21 protein-coding genes are annotated in these 21,223 nt (G+C 65.2%); 8 read left to right on the top strand and 13 right to left on the bottom strand.

Going from position 1 to position 21,223, the window contains the following annotated elements; genetic code table 11:
* Nucleotides 1-4: 4 nt before the first annotated feature.
* Nucleotides 5-319: an L-rhamnose mutarotase gene (rhaM, locus tag AB3X98_RS29055; RefSeq protein ID WP_368603419.1), complete on the bottom strand. Its 315-nt coding sequence runs from the start codon at nt 317-319 to the stop codon at nt 5-7.
* 213 nt (nt 320-532) lie between these two features.
* Between rhaM and AB3X98_RS29050 the strand changes: the two genes are divergently transcribed.
* Complete coding sequence (locus AB3X98_RS29050; protein ID WP_069266186.1) at nt 533-1,525, top strand: LysR family transcriptional regulator; 993 nt, start codon at nt 533-535, stop codon at nt 1,523-1,525.
* 17 nt (nt 1,526-1,542) lie between these two features.
* Here the strand turns inward: AB3X98_RS29050 and AB3X98_RS29045 are convergent, their stop codons facing one another.
* The 9 genes from AB3X98_RS29045 to AB3X98_RS29005 all read right to left on the bottom strand — a co-directional run bounded on the left by AB3X98_RS29045 (nt 1,543) and on the right by AB3X98_RS29005 (nt 11,924).
* Nucleotides 1,543-2,325, bottom strand: coding sequence for an SDR family NAD(P)-dependent oxidoreductase (locus tag AB3X98_RS29045; protein WP_368603418.1), 783 nt, complete (start codon nt 2,323-2,325; stop codon nt 1,543-1,545).
* 53 nt (nt 2,326-2,378) lie between these two features.
* Nucleotides 2,379-3,557 carry an L-rhamnonate dehydratase gene (gene rhmD, locus AB3X98_RS29040; RefSeq protein WP_368603417.1) on the bottom strand — a complete coding sequence of 393 codons (1,179 nt, stop codon included), beginning with the start codon at nt 3,555-3,557 and terminating at the stop codon, nt 2,379-2,381.
* Nucleotides 3,558-3,581: 24 nt separating this feature from the next.
* Entirely contained in the window at nt 3,582-4,940 is a 1,359-nt protein-coding gene (locus AB3X98_RS29035; protein WP_069266106.1) for an MFS transporter, read from the bottom strand.
* A 94-nt stretch (nt 4,941-5,034) separates the two neighbouring features.
* Nucleotides 5,035-5,787, bottom strand: coding sequence for an SDR family NAD(P)-dependent oxidoreductase (locus AB3X98_RS29030; protein WP_368603416.1), 753 nt, complete (start codon nt 5,785-5,787; stop codon nt 5,035-5,037).
* Nucleotides 5,784-6,647: a fumarylacetoacetate hydrolase family protein gene (locus tag AB3X98_RS29025; protein WP_368603415.1), complete on the bottom strand. Its 864-nt coding sequence runs from the start codon at nt 6,645-6,647 to the stop codon at nt 5,784-5,786. Before AB3X98_RS29025 ends, AB3X98_RS29030 begins: the two co-directional genes overlap by 4 nt.
* Before the next feature lie 230 nt (nt 6,648-6,877).
* The gene (locus AB3X98_RS29020; RefSeq protein WP_028203061.1) at nt 6,878-7,594 is read right to left on the bottom strand and encodes an MIP/aquaporin family protein; all 717 of its coding nucleotides are present in this window, start codon (nt 7,592-7,594) and stop codon (nt 6,878-6,880) included.
* Between the two features lie 112 nt (nt 7,595-7,706).
* Nucleotides 7,707-9,209 carry a glycerol kinase GlpK gene (gene glpK, locus AB3X98_RS29015; protein WP_368603414.1) on the bottom strand — a complete coding sequence of 501 codons (1,503 nt, stop codon included), beginning with the start codon at nt 9,207-9,209 and terminating at the stop codon, nt 7,707-7,709.
* Nucleotides 9,210-9,303: 94 nt separating this feature from the next.
* Nucleotides 9,304-10,854: a glycerol-3-phosphate dehydrogenase gene (glpD, locus tag AB3X98_RS29010; protein ID WP_368603413.1), complete on the bottom strand. Its 1,551-nt coding sequence runs from the start codon at nt 10,852-10,854 to the stop codon at nt 9,304-9,306.
* A 290-nt stretch (nt 10,855-11,144) separates the two neighbouring features.
* Entirely contained in the window at nt 11,145-11,924 is a 780-nt protein-coding gene (locus AB3X98_RS29005; RefSeq protein ID WP_368603412.1) for a DeoR/GlpR family DNA-binding transcription regulator, read from the bottom strand.
* Nucleotides 11,925-11,995: 71 nt separating this feature from the next.
* Here AB3X98_RS29005 and AB3X98_RS29000 point away from each other — a divergent pair, with 71 nt between their 5' ends.
* The 4 genes from AB3X98_RS29000 (at nt 11,996) to AB3X98_RS28985 (ending at nt 15,239) form a co-directional block, all read left to right on the top strand.
* Entirely contained in the window at nt 11,996-12,457 is a 462-nt protein-coding gene (locus AB3X98_RS29000) for a hypothetical protein (RefSeq protein ID WP_342947110.1), read from the top strand.
* Between the two features lie 94 nt (nt 12,458-12,551).
* Nucleotides 12,552-13,943, top strand: coding sequence for a uracil-xanthine permease family protein (locus AB3X98_RS28995; protein ID WP_368603411.1), 1,392 nt, complete (start codon nt 12,552-12,554; stop codon nt 13,941-13,943).
* A 103-nt stretch (nt 13,944-14,046) separates the two neighbouring features.
* Complete coding sequence (locus AB3X98_RS28990; RefSeq protein WP_368603410.1) at nt 14,047-14,637, top strand: helix-turn-helix domain-containing protein; 591 nt, start codon at nt 14,047-14,049, stop codon at nt 14,635-14,637.
* Nucleotides 14,638-14,690: 53 nt separating this feature from the next.
* The gene (locus AB3X98_RS28985; protein WP_069266115.1) at nt 14,691-15,239 is read left to right on the top strand and encodes a GNAT family N-acetyltransferase; all 549 of its coding nucleotides are present in this window, start codon (nt 14,691-14,693) and stop codon (nt 15,237-15,239) included.
* Nucleotides 15,240-15,260: 21 nt separating this feature from the next.
* On the opposite strand, the gene AB3X98_RS28980 is transcribed toward AB3X98_RS28985, so the two are convergent.
* Nucleotides 15,261-15,614, bottom strand: a complete 354-nt coding sequence (locus tag AB3X98_RS28980; protein ID WP_368603409.1) for a hypothetical protein — start codon at nt 15,612-15,614, stop codon at nt 15,261-15,263.
* A 353-nt stretch (nt 15,615-15,967) separates the two neighbouring features.
* On the opposite strand from AB3X98_RS28980, the gene AB3X98_RS28975 reads away from it, so the two are divergent.
* Nucleotides 15,968-16,237, top strand: coding sequence for a hypothetical protein (locus AB3X98_RS28975; protein WP_368603408.1), 270 nt, complete (start codon nt 15,968-15,970; stop codon nt 16,235-16,237).
* A gap of 85 nt (nt 16,238-16,322) precedes the next feature.
* On the opposite strand, the gene AB3X98_RS28970 is transcribed toward AB3X98_RS28975, so the two are convergent.
* Nucleotides 16,323-18,608 carry an NADP-dependent malic enzyme gene (locus AB3X98_RS28970; RefSeq protein ID WP_069266118.1) on the bottom strand — a complete coding sequence of 762 codons (2,286 nt, stop codon included), beginning with the start codon at nt 18,606-18,608 and terminating at the stop codon, nt 16,323-16,325.
* A gap of 140 nt (nt 18,609-18,748) precedes the next feature.
* Between AB3X98_RS28970 and AB3X98_RS28965 the strand changes: the two genes are divergently transcribed.
* Nucleotides 18,749-19,714 carry a LysR family transcriptional regulator gene (locus AB3X98_RS28965; protein ID WP_069266119.1) on the top strand — a complete coding sequence of 322 codons (966 nt, stop codon included), beginning with the start codon at nt 18,749-18,751 and terminating at the stop codon, nt 19,712-19,714.
* Here the strand turns inward: AB3X98_RS28965 and AB3X98_RS28960 are convergent.
* Nucleotides 19,711-20,364, bottom strand: coding sequence for a DinB family protein (locus AB3X98_RS28960; RefSeq protein WP_368603407.1), 654 nt, complete (start codon nt 20,362-20,364; stop codon nt 19,711-19,713). The genes AB3X98_RS28965 and AB3X98_RS28960 overlap by 4 nt on opposite strands.
* Before the next feature lie 89 nt (nt 20,365-20,453).
* On the opposite strand from AB3X98_RS28960, the gene AB3X98_RS28955 reads away from it, so the two are divergent.
* Nucleotides 20,454-21,197 (top strand): IclR family transcriptional regulator, encoded by a 744-nt coding sequence (locus AB3X98_RS28955; RefSeq protein ID WP_368603406.1) that lies wholly within the window; start codon nt 20,454-20,456, stop codon nt 21,195-21,197.
* The last annotated feature ends 26 nt before the right edge of the window (nt 21,198-21,223 follow it).

Here is a 21,223-nt window from a genome sequence, read left to right as displayed (position 1 = left end):
GTGCTCAAGGCAAATGAAAGACCTGCACGAGCGGCTGTTGCAGCGGCACGTTGTTGGCATCCGTCTGCATGATGTCGGCCATGTAATCCCACCATTTGCGCATGACGGGCAGCTCGGGCAGCGCGTCCATGGTGTGATCGTCGCGGCGCTCGAGCACGGCAAAGAGATGGTGCGTCGCTTCGTCGAGAAAGATGCGGTAATTGTTTACGCCCGCATCGCGCAGCGCGCTCGCCAGTTCGGGCCAGATTTCGCGGTGACGCCGCTCGTATTCGTCCCGCTTGCCGGGATCGAGCTGCATGCGAAACGCAATTGTCTCCATGATCGTGTCTCCGTCCAGCCTTGATACGTCGTGCGCTTGTACCGCTCATGCGAAGCAGGGGCACGCGTCGACTCGGTGTTTGCCCTGGCTTCGCGGTGCGCGGTTGCACGCGTTTTTACGTGGTTAGCTGCGTTGTGATCCGACTATAATTCCCGCATCGATAGCCAACCAATCCGATGTTGGGATCGGGCGATGCACAAACCGGATCGCTCCATGAACCATCACACTTCCGTCGTCGCACTCGTCAACCGGCTCAGATTCAAGCACCTTGCCCTGCTCGTCGCGCTCGACGACGCGCGCAATGTTCATCAGGCCGCCGATGCCATCAACGTGGCGCAGCCCAGCGCGAGCCGCATGCTGAGCGACATCGAGGAAGCGTTCGGCTTCCGGCTCTTCGAGCGCAACGCCCGCGGCATGCAGCCCACCGCGCTCGGCGTCGTCACGCTCGCCTACGCGCGCCGCGCGCTTGCCGAACTCACGCGCTTTGCCGAAGACCTCGACGTGAAGCGCCGCGGCGGGCACGGCCAGCTCACCGTGGGCGCGATCATGGGCGCCGCGCCCGACCTGCTCGCGCAAGCCGTCGCCACGCTCAAGACCGAACGGCCGCTGCTGCACGTGCGCATCCTCGGCGAAACGAGCGACCAGGTCGTGCAGCTGCTGCATCGCCGCGAAGTCGATCTCGCGCTCGGGCGCCTCACTACGCCGCTGCAGCACAACGATTTCAGCTTCGAACCGATCGCGCGGGAAACGCTCGTGCTCGTGGTGCGCGCGCGCCATCCGCTTGCGCGGCGCGAACAGGTCACGCTCGCGGAACTGATGGACTGGCCGTGGGTTGCGCAGCCCATCACGAGTCCCGCGCGTGAATTGTTCGAAGGCGAACTCGCGCGCGCCGGTCTCGGCACGCCCGCCAATCTCACCGAGTCGGCCTCGATCTTCGCCACGCTGCAACTGCTCGAAAGTTTCGACGCCGTGGCCATGTTGCCCGAGCCGGTCGTGCGCGACCATGTGCGCGGCAAGCTGCTCGTCGTGCTGCCGCTCGAAATCGGCAAGAGCCTCCCGGGCTACGGCGTGCTCACGCGCAAGAACGAGCCGCTCGCCGAGCCCGCCGAGCATTTCGTCGGCTTGCTGCGGCGCTTTTCGCAGCCCTTCAAGATGGACGATATCGCTCACGATGGTTCGCACGCGGTCGTGCTCGCTCCTCATTGAAACGCGTGGCCCAGGGCTCACTGCAGATTCACGAATAGCCCGCCGTCCACGAGCAGCGCGGCGCCCGTCACATAGCGCGCGCGGTCCGAGGCGAGAAACACCACGCATTCGGCCACGTCCTCGGGCGCGCCCAGCCGCCCGAGCGGAATGCGCTTTTCGAAGTACGCACGCTTGCCTTCGTCGCTCAGGTCTTCGGCGTTCAGGTCGGTGGCGATGGTGCCCGGCATCACCGAATTGCAGCGTATGCCATAGGGCCCGAGCGCGATCGCACACGACTGCATGAGCGAATGCACGCCGGCCTTGGTCGGCGTGTAGTGCGTCTGCATGCCGCCGCCCACGAGCGCGCTGATCGAACTCGTCGCCACGATCGCGCCGCCCGTGCCCTGCTCCTTCATTTGCCGCGCGACGGCCTGGGTCACGTAGAACGCGCCGTTCAGGTTCACGCCTATCGTGCGTTCGAGCACGGCGGGCGGCATGTCGAGAAACGAGTGGAACGGGCAGATGCCCGCATTGCTGGCGAGCACATCGACCTTGCCGAAGCGCTCCACCGTCTGACGCACGAGATCCACTCCCGTTTGCGGCGCGGCCACGTTGCCTTCCAGCGCGAGCGCGCGGCGTCCTAGCCGCTCGATCTCGCCTAGCACCTCGTCGATCGCCGAGCGACGGCCGTACGAGGCGTCGTTGTCACCCCAGTAGTTGATCGCGACATCGGCGCCCTCGCGGGCGCTCGTAATCGCAATGGCGCGGCCAATGCCGCGCGAACCGCCGGTGACGATCACCACCTTGTCCTTGAGCAGCACGTGTTTCTCCTCGTAGCTTGTGATGAGCCTCGCCTGGTGCGCGTTCGGCGCGCTCAGTGCGTGTATGGCCGGGAAAGTTTGCAGTCCGGATTGAGCCGCACACCGAAGCCCGGCGCATCCGGCACCTTGAGCCGTCCTTGCACCGGCACCGGTTCGTCGAGCAGCAGCGGTGTGAACATCGGCACCACCTTGTCGGCCTTCGGCGCCATCATGAGGAATTCCGCGAACGGCGAGTTATGGCGCGTCACGACGAAGTGATAGCTGTACACCGAGGAGCCGTGCGGTACGACCAGCACGTTGTGCGCGTCGGCGAGCGCCGAGATCTTGATGAGTTCGGTCATGCCGCCGCACCAGTTCACGTCGGGCTGGATCAGGTCGCAGCAGCCCATTTCGAGCAGCATGCGAAAGCCCCAGCGCGTGGCCTCGTGTTCGCCGGTGGAAACCATCATGCCGCGCGGCACACTGCGGCGCAGTTCGGCATAGCCCCAGTAGTCGTCGGGCGGCAGGCATTCCTCGATCCACTTGAGGTCGTACTCTTTTGCGGCCTGGGCGAGGCGCGTGGCATAGCGCACGTCGAGGCTCATCCAGCAGTCGTACATGAGCCAGAAGTCGTCGCCCACGCGCTCGCGCATGGTGGCGAGCAGTTCGAGGTTCTTCCTGAGGCCCTCCTCGCCTTCGGCCGGACCGTGCAGCAGCGGCAGCTTGCCGCCGATGAAGCCCATTTCCTTTGCGAGATCGGGGCGCGCGCCGGTGGCGTAGAACATCAGCTCGTCGCGCACGGGGCCGCCGAGCAACTGATACACGGGTTCCTTGCGGATCTGCCCGAGCAGGTCCCACAGTGCGAGATCGACGCCCGAGATGGTGTTGAGCACGACACCCTTGCGGCCGTAGTAGAGCGTGGCGTAGTACATCTGATCCCACATCTTCTCGATGTCGGTCACGCGCTGCCCTTCGAGAAAACGCGCGAGATGCTTCTCGACGATGAATGCGCCGATCTCGCCGCCCGTGGTCACGGCAAATCCCACAGTGCCGTCGCTCGCCTCCACCTCCACGACGAGCGTGCCGAGCACGTCGATGCCGAACGAGCGGCGGCTCTGACGATACTCGGGATAGCGCGCCATCGGCGTGGAAATATGGTCGTCGATCCAGTGGCCGTCGGGTTGATCGTGATAATCGGCACCGCCGCCGCGCACGGTGAAGGCTCGCACGTGTTTGATGGTTGGCATGGCCATGTTACGTAGCTCCTGGGTAGAGGATTAGCGCGCGCGCCGCACGGGCGGCTCGAATGAGCGAGCCGCCGGCGCAACGGCGCGCGGCGCGACGACAAGAATGAGCAGCGCGGCGGCAATGCTTGCAAGCCCGAGCAGTTCGAGGCCCGCCGCGTGGGAAGCAAAGTTTCGGTCGGCGGCGGCGCGCAGCATCGGCGCGATGAAGCCGCCCAGGCCGCCGAGCGAATTGATGAGCGCGATGCCGCTGGCAGAGGCCGCGCCCGCGAGATCGCGCGCCGGGAAGGTCCAGAAGAGCGGCTGCGCCGCGATGAAGCCGCTCGCCGCGCAGCACAGGCCGAGCATCGCGACGATCGCGCCCGCGGTGCCGCCAAGGCCTGCCGCCAGGCCCGAGACGGCGATGCCGACGCCCGACATCACGAGCAGGCGCGCGGCCCAAGCGCGATGCCCTCCGAGGCGGTCCGCGCGGCGCGGCACGATCCACGTGAGCGCCACGGCGCACAGCCAGGGCACGGCCGCGAGCAGGCCTACCTCGAGGCCCACGGAGGCGCCCACGAGCGAGGCCACCTGTTGCGGCAGAAAAAAGATCACGCCGTACACGCTCATCTGGATCAGCGCATAGATGCCGGCATAGGCGAGCACGCGGCGGTCGAACAGCGCGGCGAGCGCATCGCGCGGGCCGTGCGCGGCGGCTTCGCGCGCGTCGAGCTGGATCGCGCTCGTGAGCGCGCGGCGCTCGTCGGGGGAGAGCCAGCGCGCGTCCCCGGGCTTGTCGACGAGATACCAGAAGGCCCACACGCCAACGGCCGAGGCCAGCCCGCCTTCCACGAGAAAGAGCCACTTCCAGCCTGCGAGCCCGAAGGTGCCGTGCATCTCGAGCAGGAGTCCTGACAACGGGCCGCCGAAGATGAAGGCCAGCGGCGCGCCGAAATAAAACACGCCGATGGCGCGCGCCCGCGAGGACTGCGGAAACCACTGCGTGAGGTAATAGATGATGCCGGGGAAGAAACCCGCTTCGGCCACGCCCAGCAGGAATCGCAGCACATAGAACGAAGTCGGCGCCTGCACCCACGCCATCGCCGCGGAAATCATGCCCCACGTGACCATGATGCGGCACATCCAGATCCGCGCGCCCACACGGTGCAGCGCGAGATTGCTCGGCACTTCGAAGAGTGCGTAGCCGACGAAGAACACGCCCGCGCCGAAAGCGAATGCCGCGTCCGAAAGGCCCGTATCGTGCAACAGCGCCTTTTGCGCGAAGCCGATGTTCGCGCGGTCGAGAAACGCGAGCACGTACATCAAGAGCAGGAAGGGCAAAAGGCGGCGCATGGCCTTGCGGCCCGCGGCTTCCGCCAGCGTAGGTGCCAAGGTAGGTGCCTCGATCGACATCGATGTCTCCTGTCGGCGCTCTCCTGTTACCACCGCGCCGTTATCGTGATCCCGCGCGTTGTCCGGCCGATACGCGCGGGTCCTGCTTCCCGCCTCAGTATGTCGCGCGCCCGCCCGAAAGATCGAATACCGAGCCGGTACTGAACGCGCAGTCTTCCGTCGTGAGCCAGACGATCATCGAAGCCGCTTCGTCCGGCATGAGGAAGCGGTTCATCGGGATCTTCGCGAGCATGTAGTCGATATGCTGCTGCGACATCGAATCGAAAATCTCGGTCTTGGCCGCCGCCGGCGTCACGGCATTGACGAGCACGCCCTTCATGGCCAGCTCCTTGCCGAGCGACTTCGTCAGTCCGATGAGCCCGGCCTTCGATGCGCTGTAGTGCGAAGCATTCGGATTGCCTTCCTTGCCGGCCACGGAGGCGATATTGACGATGCGTCCATAGCCCTGCTCGATCATGCGCGGCACCACGGCGCGGCAGGTCAGGTAGCTGCCGATCAGGTTCACTTCGATCACGCGGCGCCACACGTCGACGGGTAGTTCCCACGTGAGACCATTGCCGCCCGTGATGCCTGCGCTGTTCACGAGCGCGTGAATCGCGCCATGCGTTTTCACGGTTTGCTGTGCGGCTGCCTCGACCGAGGCTTCGTCGGTCAGTTCGACCGTCACCACCGAAACCTTGCCCAGCTCCGACAACTCGGCGCGCGCGCGTTCGAGCCGTTCCGCGTCGATGTCCCAGAGCGCGACCGACGCGCCCGAACGCAATGCCCGCTGCGCCACGGCATAACCCAGACCGCGCGCGCCGCCCGTCACGACCATCACGCGATTGTTCAGATCCAGTTGATTCATTGCACCTGCTCTCCTTGTTCCGCCACGAGGCGTTGCTGTTGTTCGCCCAGGCCGCTCACGCCCAGCCGCATGGTCTGTCCCGCGCGCAAATAGATGGGTTCCGGCTTCTGCCCCATGCCGACGCCAGGCGGCGTGCCGGTCGAGATCACGTCGCCGGGCTGCAGGCTCATGAACTGGCTGATATAGGAAACGAGCGTGGCCACGTCGAAGATCATCGTGCGCGTGTTGCCGTTCTGGTAACGCTTGCCGTCGACTTCGAGCCACATGTCGAGCGCCTGCGGGTCGGCGATCTCGTCGCGCGTGACGAGCCAGGGGCCGAGCGGCGCGAAGGTGTCGTAGCCCTTGCCCTTGTCCCACTGGCCGCCGCGCTCGATCTGCCATGCGCGCTCGGAAACATCGTTGACCACGCAATAACCGGCCACATAATCGAGCGCGCGCTCGCGCGGTACATTGCGCGCTGCTTCGCCGATCACCACACCCAGCTCGACTTCCCAGTCGACCTTCTTCGCGTCCGGGGGAATCAGCACGTCGTCGTTGGGACCGGTGATCGAACTCGTTGCCTTGAGGAAGAGCACGGGCTCTGTGGGGACGGGCATATTGGATTCGGCGGCATGGTCGGAATAATTGAGGCCCACGCAGACAATCTTGCCGACGCTGCCCACGCACGGACCCAGGCGGGTGTCGGCGGGGACGAGCGGCAAGGCGGCGAGATCGTGTCCGGCGAGCTGGCGCAGCGCGGTCGCGCCGAGGCCGTTACCGGCGACGTCCAGCGTGACGCCGGAGAGATCGCGCACGCGCCCCTCGTTATCGATCACACCCGGCTTTTCAGCCCCCTTACTGCCCCAGCGGACCAGCTTCATGCGGCGTCTCCTGATATTGGAATGGATCGTTGACAGCCAATATAGGGGTGCCGCGATAGCCGAACAATCCGAAAGCCGCATGAGGCGATAGCGAAAGCGGATCGCGCCCTTTGTCGCCTTATGTGTCGTGGGTACGCAGAAAAACAGAAGCCCGCGAACGCCGTGGCGTACGCGGGCTTTGTGCACTGCAACACGCCTGGCTCGCAGGCGCGGCATGAGTCACAGCATGGTCAGTGCATCGCGTGCAGGTAGTGATAGAGACCGGCCGCCGCGGCACCGCCGGCAAGCGGCCCGAACACCGGAATCCACGCATAGCGCCAGTCGCTGTCGCGCTTGCCCGGAATCGGCAGCAGCGCGTGCATGATGCGCGGCGAGAGATCGCGCGCCGGGCTCATCGCGTAGCCGGTCGGGCCGCCGAGCGAAATGCCGATGCCGAGCACGAGCAGGCCCACGGGCAGCGCGTCGAGCGCGCCGAGACCCACCTGCGGCGAGGCCAGATAAAGCACGCCCAGGATCAGCACGAAGGTGCAGATCGCTTCCGTCAACACGTTGTGCCGCTTGCTGCGAATAGCGGGCGCCGTGCAAAACACCGCGAGCTTGATATCCGGATCGGCTTCGTTCGCGAAGTGCTGTCGATAGGCAAGCCATACGAGCAGCGCGCCCGCCATGCCGCCGAGCATCTGCGCCGCGATATAACCGCCGACCTTCGACCACGCGAACTTGCCCGCGAGCGCCAGGCTGATCGTGACGATCGGGTTGAGGTGCGCGCCGCTGAACGAGGCAGTCACGTAGACCGCCACGAACACGGCCATGGCCCAGCCCATCACGATGACGATGAGGTCGGCGCCCTTGCCCTTCGTTTTTGCCAGCAGCACGTTCGCAACGGCGCCGTTACCGAGCAGCACGAGAATGGCCGTGCCGATGAATTCCGCAATATAGGGTGACATGATTGTCGTAGTCTCTCTCTGCCCGCGCGGTGCATGCGCACGAAGCGCATGCGATCCCGCTGCGGGTTATGTTAATTAGTTATGCTTGTATGTTGTAAAGCTGACTCGCGGCTCAGTGCGAGTCGTCCGCCCAGGCCTTGGCCGCGCGCACCGCACGCTGCCAGCCTGCGCGACAGGCGTCGACCTGCGCGCCCTGCATCGACGGCGCGAAACGGCGGTCGAGCTTCCACTGGCTCTGCAGTTCGCCCACGTTCTGCCAGTAGCCGGTTGCGAGGCCTGCAAGGTAGGCCGCGCCGAGCGCCGTGGTTTCGGTGATCTTCGGGCGCACCGCATCCACGCCGAGCAGATCGGCCTGGAACTGCATGAGCAGGTTGTTCGCGCTCGCGCCGCCGTCCACGCGCAGTTCGCCCACGCTGATGCCCGAATCCGCTTCCATGGCCGCCAGCACGTCGAGCGACTGGTACGCGATCGAATCGAGCGCCGCGCGCGCGAGATGCGCCGAGGTCGTGCCGCGCGTCACGCCGAACAGCGTCCCGCGTGCGCGCGCGTTCCAGTGCGGCGCGCCGAGGCCCGCGAACGCCGGCACGAGGTACACGCCGTCCGTATGCGGCACGCTCGCGGCGAGCGCTTCGATTTCCGGTGCGCTCTTGATGATGCCCATACCGTCACGCAGCCACTGCACCACCGCGCCCGCAATGAAGATGCTGCCTTCGAGCGCATAGTTGACTTCGTCGCCGATCTGCCACGCGATCGTCGTGACGAGGTTGTTCTTCGACTCGATGGGCGTCGTGCCCGTGTTCATCATCAGGAAACAGCCCGTGCCATAGGTGTTCTTCACCATGCCCGTGCTCGTGCACATCTGGCCGAACATCGCTGCCTGCTGGTCGCCCGCGATGCCGGCCAGCGGAATCTTCGAGGCGAACACCGTGGTCTTGGTCGGACCATACACTTCGGATGACGAACGGACTTCGGGCAGCATGCTGCGCGGAATTTCGAGCGCGTCGAGCAGCTCGTCGTCCCATTGGCGCGTGTGAATATTGAAGAGCATGGTGCGCGACGCATTCGTCACGTCGGTCACGTGCAGTTCGTGCTTGGTGAAGTTCCACACGAGCCAGCTGTCCACGGTGCCGAACGCGAGCTTGCCTTGACGCGCTTTTTCGCGTGCGCCGGGCACGTTGTCGAGAATCCAGCGAATCTTGGTTGCCGAGAAATACGAATCGATCGGCAGACCCGTTTTCGCGCGCACTTTCTCTTCGAGGCCGCGCGCCTTGAGCGAGTCGCAGAAGTCGGCCGTGCGGCGGTCCTGCCAAACGATGGCGTTATAGACGGGATGGCCCGTCTCCCGATCCCAGACGATCGTCGTCTCGCGCTGGTTCGTAATGCCGATCGCGGCGATGTTGGTGCCGTTCATGCCGGCGCGCGTCACGGCCTCGGCGGCGACGCCCGCCTGGGTCGACCAGATTTCCTGCGGATCGTGCTCGACCCAGCCCGGCTGCGGATAAATCTGTTCGAACTCTTTCTGGGCAACCGAAACGATGTTGCCCTGGCGGTCGAAAAGCATGGCGCGCGAACTCGTGGTGCCCTGGTCGAGCGCAAGAATGTACTGTTCCTGCATGTCTCTCATCTCCGTCTGTACTAGTTGTGATGACGCACCGCGGGGACGGCGCGTGGGGGGGTACGTGACCTACCTTGCGTGATGCCGGCGAACTTCAGTGCTGCGCGGTCGCCGTCGCGCTTGTTGCGGCAAACCAGTGATCGATTGCGGCGGCCACGCCGTTGAGCGTGCCCGGCGCGACATGCAGGCCCAGCTTCGAGCGGCGCCACAACACGTCTTCCGCGCGCGTGGCCCATTCGGCGTTGCGCAGGTAGCGCAATTCGGCCTCGAAGATGCCCGGCGCGACTTCGCAGCCGAGGCCCGCGAGCGATTGCGCGTTGTCGAGCAGCCGCTCGGCGCGCGTGCCGTATGCGCGTGCGTAGCGGCGCGCAAGCGGTGCAGGCAGCCACGCATGGCGTCTCGCGAAGTCCTGCGCAAAGGGCTCGAAACGCGCGTTCGCGATATCGCCGCCGGGCAGCGGCGCGCCGGCCGTCCACGAAGGCGCGGCGTGGCCGAGCACGCGGCACAGCATGTCGGAAGCTTCTTCCGCGAGCTTGCGGAAGGTCGTGATCTTGCCGCCGAACACCGAAAGCAGCGGCGCGCCGGCGGTTTCGTCGAGTTCGAGCTTGTAGTCGCGCGTGACGGCGGACGCATTCTCCGCGCCCTCTTCCTCGAGCAGCGGACGCACGCCCGAGTAGGTCCATCGCACGTCGGCCGGCGAGATCTTGCGCTTGAAATAGCGATTGATCGACTCGCACAGGTAGCGCGTTTCGTCGCCGTCGATCGAGACCTTCGCGGGGTCGTGGTGATACTCCACGTCGGTCGTACCGATGAGCGTGAAGTCGTGCTCATACGGAATCGCGAAGATGATGCGCTTGTCCGGGTTCTGGAAGATGTACGCGTGGTCGTGCTCGAACAGGCGCTTCGTGACGATATGACTGCCCTTCACGAGCCGCACGCTGTGCTGCGCGCCGCGCCCGAGCGCACCGTGGAGCACCTCGCCCACCCACGGCCCGGCCGCGTTGGCGATGGCGCGAGCGCGCACGTCGAAGGTGCTGCCGTCCGGGCGGCGCAGGAGCGCCTGCCATTCGCTTTGCGCGCCGTTCGTGGCGTTCGTGCGCACGGCGGAAACGAGCTTCGTGCGCGTGAGGATTTGCGCGCCGCGCTCCTGCGCGTCGAGCGCGTTGAGCACGACGAGGCGCGCGTCGTCGACCCAGCCGTCCGAATACACGAAGCCGCGCTGGATCGAGTCGATGAGCGGCTCACCGGCCGCATGGCGGCGCATGTCGATGCCGCGCGAACCCGGCAGCAATTCGCGCTTCGCAAGATGGTCGTAGAGAAAGAGGCCCATGCGAATGAGCCAGGCGGGACGCAGATTCGGCATGTGCGGCATGACGAAACGCAGCGGCCACATGATGTGGGGCGCCGCGCGCAGCAGCGTTTCGCGCTCCTGCAGCGCCTTGCGCACGAGCCCGAATTCCCTGTACTCGAGATAGCGCAGCCCACCGTGAATCAGCTTGGTGCTGCACGACGAGGTATGCGAGGCGAGATCGTCCTGCTCGCAAAGGAGCACCGACAACCCGCGGCCGGCCGCGTCGCGCGCGATGCCCGCGCCGTTGATCCCGCCGCCCACGACGAGCAGATCGTACCGGTTCTGTTGAGTCACCCTGCTGTGTCCCTGAAAGAAAAACGAACCTCGAAATGTTCGAATTCGAAATTTATCGAACATTAACGAAAAAGTAAAGGTTCGATTTTCGGGCTTTTGACCGAAAGCAGTGCGTAAACGAACATACATCGGACATTATCGAACGTTCGTCAGGCGCGAATGAAAACGGGGCCTTGCGCGCCCGATGGGCAGCACCCCGCCCGCTCGCGAAGCGCGTTGGATGGCAGATCGGAAATGGAGAAAACGCGCAGCCGACGCGTCCGGAAAAGCGCGTACGAAAACCCCGCGGCTTACGCGGCGACGTGAACCTGCGTGCCCGCGGCGAGCACCGCCTCGTTCATTTCCTCGGGCAGCGGCTGGTCGGTGAAGAGCGCGTGAATCTGGCTCAGGTGCCCCTGGCGCACGAGCGCCGGGCGGCCGACCTTCGAATGGTCGGCCACGAGGTAGACCGTGCGCGCATGTTCGATGATGGCCTGCGCCACGCGGACTTCGCGCGTGTCGAAGTCGCGCAGCGTGCCGTCGGTCTCGATGGCCGAGGTGCCGATGATCGCGTAATCCACCTTGAACTGGCGGATGAAGTCGATGGTGTGCTCGCCGACGATGCCTTTGTCCCAGGGTCGCACGACGCCGCCCGTGATCATCACTTCGCAGTCGGGGTAGCCGCTCATCACGCTCGCCACGTTGAGGTTGTTCGTGACGACGCGCAGTCCCTGATGATGATTGAGCGCGCGCGCGACTTCCTCGGTCGTGGTGCCGAGGTTGATGAAGAGCGAGGCCTGATCGGGAATGTGCTGGGCCGCCAGGGCCGCGATGCGGCGCTTCTCCTCGTGGAACATGTGCTGCCGTGCACTGTACGAGACGTTCTCCGCACTCGTGGGCAGGCTCGCGCCGCCGTGATAGCGGCGCAGCAGATTCATGCCGGCGAGCCAGTTCACGTCGCGGCGAATGGTTTGCGGCGTGACGTCGAAATGCGAGGCGAGATCGTCGACCGTGACGAAGCCGTCGCGTTGCACCCATTCGAGCATTGCCTGCTGGCGCGCGTTCAGGGTGAGGCGAGGATCTCGTGTCATTGGCTCGTTTGGCATGCAAGTGAGGACCGACCTATTGTAAGGGCTTGCCCACCCGAATCAGGAGAAAGCCGATGCATGCCGTACGCAAATGGATAGCAGGCGCCGCCGTGGCCGCCATGCTGGCCCCGCTGTGGGCCCCGCTGCTGAACCCGCTTCCCGCCGCCGCGCAAACGAACCCCGGCGCGACGCCTCCGGCTGCGCCCGCCGCCTCCGCCACGCCAGCCGGCGACGGCACCTTCCTCCTGACGATCTTCCTGAAGCACGACGAGTCGAAGCCGCTGCCGAAGATCAATCAGCAACTCGCGGAACAGGGCTTCTACAAGGCCTTTCCGCCGCCCGGCATCGAAGTGGTCTCGTGGTACGTAATGATGGGGATCGGCCAGGTCGTGACGCTGCGGGTGCCGGCCGACCGGCTGCGCGAGGTGAACCGCGCGATCGAGGAAACCGCATGGGGCGGCTATCACACGGAGTTTTATCCGACCTACGACTACAAGGCGCTCGCCGAGCAGGCGCGGGCGCGCAACGGCAAGTAGCGGAACGCGGGCGCGCCCTGAAGCAGGCGCGCCCAAGGTTGCTCCGAAGCTTCCGTTAAAATGCTGCGCTTTCTCTATTCCCCCGCCGCGCCCGATGCACTCCGCTCCATCGACCTCGCCCGCCGCTGCCCGCGAAGCGAACGACACCGAACTCACCCACGACCTCGTCTACGGCCCCAACGACCGCCCCGCGCCCACCATCGCCTTCGTGGCCGCGCTCCAGCATCTGCTCGCGATCCTCGTGCCGATCGTGACGCCAGGGCTCCTGATCTGCCAGGCGCTGGGCGTCTCCAGCCGCGACACCACGCTGATCGTCTCGATGTCGCTGGTGATCTCCGGCATCGCCACCTTCCTGCAATGCAAGCGCGTGGGGCCGCTCGGCGCAGGCCTGCTCATCGTGCAGGGCACGAGCTTCAACTTCGTCGGACCGCTCATCGCGGGCGGCAGCCTGATGGTCAAGCAGGGCACGCCCGTCGAAACCGTGATGGCCGCCATCTTCGGCGTCGTCATTGCGGGCTCGTTCGTCGAAATGGCCGTGTCGCGCATCCTGCCCTTCATCAAGCGGCTCATCACCCCGCTCGTCACCGGCATCGTCGTGCTGCTGATCGGCCTCACGCTCATCAAGGTCGGCCTCGTCAGCATGGGCGGCGGCTATGGCGCCATCGCCAAAGGCAACTTCGCGAGCGTCCAGAACCTCACGCTCTCGGGCCTCGTGCTCGGCACCATCATCGTGCTCAACCGCGTGCCCGTCGTCTGGGTGCGCAGCACGGCGCTCGTCATCGCACTCGCCATCGGCTATATCGTTGCGGGCGCAATGGGTCGGCTCGACTTCACCGGCGCGCGCGAAGCCGCGCTGTTCCAGATTCCGACCCCGCTGCATTTCGGCCTGGGCTTCTCGTGGTCGCTCTTCGTGCCGATGCTGATCATCTACCTCGTGACCTCGCTCGAAGCGATCGGCGACGTCACCGCCACCAGCAAGGTGTCGAAGGAGCCGGTGGAAGGCCCGGTGTGGATGCGGCGCATCAAGGGCGGCGTGCTCGTGAACGGCTTCAACTCGCTGCTCGCGGGCTTCTTCAACACGTTTCCCAGCTCCGTGTTCGCGCAGAACAACGGCGTCATCCAGCTCACCGGCATTGCCAGCCGCCACGTTGGCCTCTGGATCGCGGGCATGCTCGTCGTGCTGGGCCTCTTCCCGCCCGTGGCCGGCGTGCTGCAGGCCGTACCCGAACCCGTGCTGGGCGGCGCAGCCATGGTGATGTTCGGCGCGGTGGCCGCTTCGGGCATCAACATCCTCGCGGGCACGCGCCTCGACCGCCGCGCGCTGCTCATCATCGCCGTGTCGCTGGCACTGGGCCTGGGCGTCTCGCAGGTGCCGGAGATTCTGACCAGCCTCCCGCATGCGCTCAAGAACGTGCTGGAGTCGGGCGTCGCAACGGGCGGCATTTGCGCGCTCGTGATGAACTGGTTCCTGCCGGAAAAGGCTTAACGCCCGTCGAGCGTGTGGCCCTGATGCCGGGCCGCACGCTTTTTTATTGGCCGTAATTTCCAATTTACTGGATAATGACTCCATCATCTTGGAAACGAACCCCATGGATACCCCGACCGACGCCGGCATCAACGAGCGCATTGCCCGCTGCGTGCGCGACCTGCGCGCCACGCGCGGCCTCACGCTCGACGCGCTGGCGACGCGCAGCGGCGTGAGCCGTTCGATGATCTCGATGATCGAGCGCGGCGCCGCCAGCCCCACGGCCGTAGTGCTCGAAAAGCTCGCGGCGGGGCTGTCGGTCTCGATGGCGAGCCTGTTCGGCGCCAGCGGCGAGAGCACGCCCGCCGAGCCGCTGGTACGCCGTGCGCAGCAGGTACAGTGGCGCGACCCGCAATCGGGCTATACGCGCCGGAGCGTGTCGCCGCCCAACTGGCCTTCGCGGATCCAGCTGGTCGAAGTGGATTTCCCGGCCGGCGCGCGCGTAGCCTACGAAACGGGCAGCCGCGAGACTGTGATTCACCAGCAGGTCTGGGTGATGGAAGGACGGATCGACGTGGAACTGGGCACCGAACGCCATGCGCTTCATGCAGGCGATTGCCTCGCCATGCGGCTCGATCAGCCGCTCATCTTCAGCAATCCCGGTTCGCAGGCCGCGCGTTACGTCGTCGCGATTTGCGACGCGAGCGGCCTCTGAACCCGCGTCATTCGCCTCGATCTTCCACCCTATCCATTTAAAGAGGATTCCCCATGAATTCGAACTCACGCAGCGATGGCGTGCGCTTCATCGATTGCAACGAAACGGACCACGCGTCGGCGATTCTCGAGATCCTCAACGACGCGATCGTCAATTCGACCGCGCTCTACGACTACAAGCCGCGTCCGCCCGAGGCCATGGTCACGTGGTTCGGCACCAAGCGCGCGAACGGCTTTCCGGTAGTGGGCGCCGTAGACGAGGCCGGCACACTGCTCGGCTTCGCGAGCTGGGGTACGTTTCGCGCGTTTCCCGCCAACAAGTACACGGTCGAGCACAGCGTGTACGTGCACCGCGACCAGCGCGGCCGTGGCCTCGGCGAACGCCTGCTGCTCGAGTTGATCCGCCGCGCCCGTGAGGAACAGATTCACGTGATCGTCGGCTGCATCGACGCCGCCAATGCCGGCAGCATCGCGCTGCACGTCAAGCTGGGCTTCACGCACTCGGGCACGATCAAGGAAGCGGGATTCAAGTTCGGACGCTGGCTCGACGCCGCGTTTTACCAGCTCAATCTGGAGATGCCCGCCCCGCCGGTGGACGGCTGAGGCGAGCGCGCGCCTCGCGACTCAACGTGCGCTCGGGCGGGCCGCAGCCGCCGTCATGGCATTGCGGAGATGGCGCGCCCGCAGCGGCGCGCGTGCCGCGCGCTTCGAGGCGCACGCCGCGCGCGTGGCACGCCGCTTCGCCTGACTGCGGTTGCGGGACTCGGCCTCGCGCGTGGCGCGCCGCGCCTGCCTGCGCACGACGAGCAGCACGCAGCCGATTGCGGCGACCACGGCCACGCGAAACGGCGACGATTCGAAGGCGCGTTCCGGCACGTGCAGCAGAAGAATGGAAATGAACACGGCGACCTGAATGAGGATCGCCGAAAGCGAAGCGACGAACAGGTAGGCGTGCAGGCGATCGGTCGGCGGCTTCATGGGGCTGCACTCCAGAAAGTTGCGCGGACAACGATATCGAGTCTGGCTGGTTATACCCTACGCCTCGCGAATGTCAGGCGCATGGCAACGCGCGAAGCTGGGCAGCGTGAAGGGATCGTGCCTGCTCCAGGCTGATGAGAACCTTAAGGAAAGGCGCCTGCGATTACGCTTTTATCGTCGGACGATAATTGTTTATGCACCTTACCGACCAACGCCTTTCAGCGCCTTTCGTCTTGCCTCGATTGATGCGCAGCGCAGAAAGGTCTCTTCCAGTTCATTCAGTGCTTACCTAAGGTTGACTTAAGCTCGCGCGCCGTACCCTTGCAGGTTGTAATCCGCACGGCAATGCAGTCATGAATCGCACTTATGAATATCGCGGCTACGCAATCCGCGTTGGCGTCGAAGCAAATGGCACGCTCCCGCTCGAGCGCCTGGAAATCGAACGGCCTCGCTATGCAGCGGTGGTGAGCATCGCGGCAATCTACGAGCGCGCCGTCCCCTCGCCCCTGAGAATCGACAACGCCGCCGGGCTGCCCTTCCACTCCGATATCGACGCCTTGATGGGCGGCTACAGCGCGGCCTGCCGCCTGATCGACGAACAGCTCGCCGCAACGGCGCCCTGACCTGCCCAAGCAAAAAAACGCGCGACAGCCGGAAGCCATCGCGCGTTTTTCATCGGGACGCACTGTGTGCGTCCTGTGCCTGCGTTTAGTCGCGGTTCGCCTGCAACACGGTCAAAGCGGCCATGTTGATGATGCGTCGCACCGTCGAGCTCGACGTCAGCACGTTCACCGGCGCATTCACGCCCAGCAGGAACGGGCCGACCGCCACGTTGCTGCCCGCACCCGTCTTGAGCAGGTTGTAGGCGATGTTGCCCGAGTCCACGTTCGGGCACACGAGCAGGTTCGCCGCGCCCTTGAGCTTCGAATGCGGCAGGATGCGCAGGCGCAGGGCTTCGTCCAGCGCGCAGTCGCCGTGCATTTCCCCGTCGATTTCCAGGTCGGGATTTTTTTCCGTCACCAGCTTGAGCACTTCGCGCATCTTCGTGCCCGAAGCCGAGCTGCCCGAGCCGAAGTTCGAACGCGAGAGCAGCGCTACCTTCGGCTGCAGGTTCAGCCATTCCATCTGGCGTGCCGCGGCCAGCGTGAATTCGGCGATCTGCTCGGCGTTCGGGTTGTCGTTGACGTGCGTGTCGACGATCGCGACCGTGCGCTTGTCGAGCAGCAGGATGTTCATCGCCGCGTACGTATTCGCGTTGCGCTGCTTGCCGATCACCTCGTCGACGAAGCGCAGGTGGTCGTGATACGCGCCCACCGTGCCGCACACCATGCCGTCCGCGTCGCCCAGGCGCACCATCATCGCGCCGATCAGCGTGAGGCGGCGGCGCATTTCCACGCGCGCCATTTCCTTCGAAATGCCGTCGCGGCAACGCAGTTCCCAATAGGTCGTCCAGTACTGGTGGAAGCGCTCGTCGTACTCGGGGTTCGTGACTTCCACGTCTTCGCCGAGCTTCAGCCGCAGGCCGAACTTCTCGATGCGGGCGAGCAGCACTTCCGGACGGCCGATCAGGATCGGACGCGCAAGCTTCTCGTCGACGATCACCTGCACCGCGCGCAGCACGCGCTCCTCCTCGCCTTCGGCGAACACGATGCGCGACTTGCCGCCGTCACGCACGAACTGCTTCGCGGCCGCGAAAATCGGCTTCATGAACGCGCCCGAGTGATACACGAACTGCTGAAGCTCGTTCGTGTAGGCGGCGAAGTCGTCGATCGGACGCGTGGCCACGCCGTCTTCCATCGCCGCCTTCGCAACGGCCGGCGCGATACGCACGATCAGACGCGAGTCGAACGGCTTCGGAATCAGGTACTTCGGGCCGAAGCGCAGATCATAGGCACCGTAAGCGGCCGCCACCGAATCGTTCAGCTCTTCTTCCGCGAGCTTGGCGATCGCGTGCACCGCCGCGATTTCCATGTTGCGCGTGATGGTCGTTGCACCGACATCGAGTGCGCCGCGGAAGATGTACGGGAAGCACAGCACGTTGTTGACCTGGTTCGGGAAGTCCGAACGGCCCGTGGCAATCACCGCGTCCGGGCGCGCTTCGAGCGCGACCTCGGGGAAGATTTCCGGCGTGGGGTTGGCAAGCGCGAGAATCAGCGGCTGGTCCGCCATCTTCTTGACCATTTCGGCCTTGAGCACGCCGCCGGCCGACAGGCCGAGGAACACGTCCGCGCCTTCGATCACGTCGGACAGCGAGCGCGCCGAGGTGTCCTGCGCGAAGCGTTCCTTGTCCGGGTCCATGAGCGTCGTGCGGCCCTGGTAGACCACGCCGTCGATGTCGGTCACCCAGATGTTCTTGAGCGGCAGGCCCAGATCCACCATGAGATCCAGACAGGCCAGCGCCGCCGCGCCCGCACCCGAGGTCACGACCTTGACCTTCGAGATGTCCTTGCCGATCACTTTCAGGCCGTTCATGAACGCCGCCGAAACGGTGATGGCGGTGCCGTGCTGATCGTCGTGGAAGACCGGAATCTTCATGCGCTCGCGCAGCTTGCGCTCGACCGTGAAGCAGTCGGGGGCCTTGATGTCTTCCAGATTGATACCGCCGAACGTGGCTTCGAGGCTCGCGATGATGTCCACGAGCTTGTCCGGATCGCTTTCGGTGATTTCGATGTCGAAAACGTCGATGCCGGCGAACTTCTTGAAGAGCACCGCCTTGCCTTCCATGACCGGCTTGGAGGCCAGCGCGCCGATGTTGCCGAGGCCGAGGACGGCCGTGCCGTTCGTGATCACGCCCACCAGATTGCCGCGCGCCGTATAGCGGAACGAGTTCTGCGGATTGTCGACGATCTCCTCGCAGGCCACGGCCACGCCCGGCGTATAGGCGAGCGCGAGGTCGCGCTGGGTGACGAGCGGCTTGCTGGCCGTCACCGAAATCTTGCCCGGAGTGGGGAATTCGTGATATTCGAGGGCGGCCTGACGATCGGTCTTGTTCATGTTCCTCACTCTGATGGTGTGCCGCACGCACGGAAGGCGCGGCGGTCATGTTCGAATGAGGCGATTCTAGAGAGACCTCATAACCTGCTCATTTTGATTTAGTATGGGGCCATCATTTTTTGGTAATACCCTGGGGAATCGTGTCTTTCAGCATTGACGACGTGACGAGGCGGTTGAATACGCGCCTGAAAATGCGCCATCTGGTCCTGCTCCTGCAGATCCGCCAGCACGGCTCGCTCACGCGCGTGGCGGAACACATGGCGACGAGCCAGCCCGCCGTCACCAACGCGCTGGCTGAAATGGAGAGCATGTTCGGCGCGCCGCTCTTCGACCGCACGCCGCGCGGTATGACGCCTACAGCGCTCGGCAATGTGGTGCTCGCACGTGCCCAGGCCATGCTGCACGACCTGGACCACCTCGCGCGCGACATCGAAGCCGTGGTGGCCGGCCACGCCACGCGCGTGCACGTGGGCGTGATTCCGTTCATCTCGGGGCGCACGCTCGCCGCCGCCATTCGCCTTACGCAGTCGCGGCTGCCGCAACGCGTCACCATGACGATTCATGAAGGCACGAGCGACGCACTCCTGCCGCAACTGCGCGACCATACGCTCGATATCGTGATCGGGCGCGCGTCTTCGGCGGTCGACGTCTCGCAGTTGCGCTTCGAGGTGCTGCATCAGCAAAAGCCGCGGCTCATCGCCAGCCGCCGGCTCGCGGCGCGGCTCGCGCGCGGCAAGCTCGACTGGGAAAAGCTTGTCGAACTGGACTGGATCCTGGGCGCGCCGCACACGCCCATCCGCGAGCAGATTTCCGACCTCTTCCTGCACGCGGGCGTGGCGCCGCCCGTGCCTATCGTGGAGAGCTACACGTCGCGGCTGATCGGCGAGATGATCAGCACGAACGAGAACGCCGTGTCGATCGTGCCCGCCGATATCGCCGAGGAACTCGTGCACTTCGCGGGCGTGGCGATCGTGCCGTACACGCTCGACTGGACGCTGCCGCCGGTTGCGATGTTCACGCGCGCGGGCGTGCTGCGCGACGTCGACGCCACTTTCGGGCAGTCGCTGCGCGAGTTGTACCAGGAGGCGGAGAAGGCGCGGGGTTAAGCCGCTTCCTGCAGCTCGCTTTCCAGCTCTTCCAGCTCCAGGCCGTGAGTACGGTCATGGTCGAGCAACTCGCGCACGAGTTCTTCCAGCGTCATGCGCCGGACGCCGTCGCGCAGCCCGCAGCGCAAGCGCTGCTTGGGCGTGAGGCGTTTGAGCGAGGCGCAAAGACGGCGCCGCCCTTCGCTGAATTCGCCCATTGCGGCGACGAGATCCTGCTTCCCGTATTCGCGTTCTTCCGCGAGCACCGTGCCGTTCACCGATGCGATTTCCGGCAGCTGAGCCTTGCGCACGACACTGAATCGTTCGGCGAATACGGCGTCGAGATCGCGCAAATGGCACGCGTGCTCGAGCAACGAGAAGCCCGTGCCGCCTGGCCGGCGCGCCCATAGATCCATAGGCACGCGCTTGACGAGCGCCGCGAAGCGCTCCGGCATGGTTGCGAGCGCTTCGATCACCGCTTCGAACGGCAGGACCACCGGCTGCGCGCTGAACACCGCACCATAGCTGAAAAGCGCCCCGCTCACGCGGCCCCGCGCCTGAGCGACTTCGTGGCCGTGGCGGCGCATCACCTCGGCAACCAGCGCGCCGCAGTATTGGCGCGCCGTGGTGTCTTCGCCGATTTCCGCGAAGCGGCAAGTGCTCGAACGCAAACGGGGCGCGGACTTGATCGACGCGCCGATTTAGGTGTTTACCCGTAATCGTATTGTCAGCTGGTTATCGGTATGTCGATAATGCTCTCATGGATGTGAAAACTGCAGTGCGCGTCTTCGACGTGATCAACCTCTTTGCCGAAGTCCGGCAACCGATGATCTACAGCGAGATTGCGCGTCGAACCGAGATCCCGCTGTCGAGCTGCCACGCGCTGTTGCAGACGATGGTGGCCAAAGGCTATCTGTACGCGCCGGGCGTGAAGGCGGGCTACTACCCCACGCAGCGTCTTCTGCATGTGGCGCGCGACATCTGCAGCGAGGACCCGCTCACGCTGATGTTCCAGCCGCTGCTTTCCGCGTTGCGCGACGCAACCGGCGAAACCGCCGCGCTCGCCACGCTTGCGGGCAACCGCGTGGTCTATCTCGACGTGATGGAGTCGCGCCAGAAGATCCGCTACAGCGACGAGCCGGGCGGCTTCATGACCATTGCGAGCGCCGCGGGCAAGGCGCTGCTTGGCGCGCTTGCCCCGGCCGTGCGCCGCAAACTGCTAGACAGTTGCGAGCCGCCGTTGCACTCGGCCAACGGGGCGGTGATCGAGCGCGGCGCGTTCGAGCGCGATGTCGAGCAGGGCGTGACGGACGGCTGGCATCGCTCGACGGGCGAGAGCGTGGAGGACGTAGCCGGCCTCGCGCGCGGTTTCCTGATCCATGGCGAGGCGTTTGCGCTCGTCATCGGCGCGCCCAAGGCGCGTCTTCTCAAGAACGAGCAGAACGCCGTGAAGGCGTTGCTCGAGGTGTACGCGCAAATCCCGCCCACGCTGCTCGCAGCCTGAGGCACGTTAAACGTCTCGGGCACTGA

This window comes from Paraburkholderia sp. BR14312 (genome assembly GCF_040948675.1).
GTDB lineage: Bacteria > Pseudomonadota > Gammaproteobacteria > Burkholderiales > Burkholderiaceae > Paraburkholderia > Paraburkholderia nodosa_A.
This window is presented reverse-complemented; position numbering and strand designations above follow the sequence as displayed.

What these genes read in the sequence shown, in the direction of transcription:
- rhaM (WP_368603419.1), bottom strand. Translation starts at nt 319, where the DNA reads ATGGAGACAATTGCGTTTCGCATGCAGCTCGATCCCGGCAAGCGGGAC.
- AB3X98_RS29050 (WP_069266186.1), top strand. Translation starts at nt 533, where the DNA reads ATGAACCATCACACTTCCGTCGTCGCACTCGTCAACCGGCTCAGATTC.
- rhmD (WP_368603417.1), bottom strand. Translation starts at nt 3,557, where the DNA reads ATGGCCATGCCAACCATCAAACACGTGCGAGCCTTCACCGTGCGCGGC.
- AB3X98_RS29035 (WP_069266106.1), bottom strand. Translation starts at nt 4,940, where the DNA reads ATGTCGATCGAGGCACCTACCTTGGCACCTACGCTGGCGGAAGCCGCG.
- AB3X98_RS29030 (WP_368603416.1), bottom strand. Translation starts at nt 5,787, where the DNA reads ATGAATCAACTGGATCTGAACAATCGCGTGATGGTCGTGACGGGCGGC.
- AB3X98_RS29025 (WP_368603415.1), bottom strand. Translation starts at nt 6,647, where the DNA reads ATGAAGCTGGTCCGCTGGGGCAGTAAGGGGGCTGAAAAGCCGGGTGTG.
- AB3X98_RS29020 (WP_028203061.1), bottom strand. Translation starts at nt 7,594, where the DNA reads ATGTCACCCTATATTGCGGAATTCATCGGCACGGCCATTCTCGTGCTG.
- glpK (WP_368603414.1), bottom strand. Translation starts at nt 9,209, where the DNA reads ATGCAGGAACAGTACATTCTTGCGCTCGACCAGGGCACCACGAGTTCG.
- AB3X98_RS29005 (WP_368603412.1), bottom strand. Translation starts at nt 11,924, where the DNA reads ATGACACGAGATCCTCGCCTCACCCTGAACGCGCGCCAGCAGGCAATG.
- AB3X98_RS29000 (WP_342947110.1), top strand. Translation starts at nt 11,996, where the DNA reads ATGCATGCCGTACGCAAATGGATAGCAGGCGCCGCCGTGGCCGCCATG.
- AB3X98_RS28995 (WP_368603411.1), top strand. Translation starts at nt 12,552, where the DNA reads ATGCACTCCGCTCCATCGACCTCGCCCGCCGCTGCCCGCGAAGCGAAC.
- AB3X98_RS28990 (WP_368603410.1), top strand. Translation starts at nt 14,047, where the DNA reads ATGGATACCCCGACCGACGCCGGCATCAACGAGCGCATTGCCCGCTGC.
- AB3X98_RS28985 (WP_069266115.1), top strand. Translation starts at nt 14,691, where the DNA reads ATGAATTCGAACTCACGCAGCGATGGCGTGCGCTTCATCGATTGCAAC.
- AB3X98_RS28980 (WP_368603409.1), bottom strand. Translation starts at nt 15,614, where the DNA reads ATGAAGCCGCCGACCGATCGCCTGCACGCCTACCTGTTCGTCGCTTCG.
- AB3X98_RS28975 (WP_368603408.1), top strand. Translation starts at nt 15,968, where the DNA reads ATGAATCGCACTTATGAATATCGCGGCTACGCAATCCGCGTTGGCGTC.
- AB3X98_RS28970 (WP_069266118.1), bottom strand. Translation starts at nt 18,608, where the DNA reads ATGAACAAGACCGATCGTCAGGCCGCCCTCGAATATCACGAATTCCCC.
- AB3X98_RS28955 (WP_368603406.1), top strand. Translation starts at nt 20,454, where the DNA reads ATGGATGTGAAAACTGCAGTGCGCGTCTTCGACGTGATCAACCTCTTT.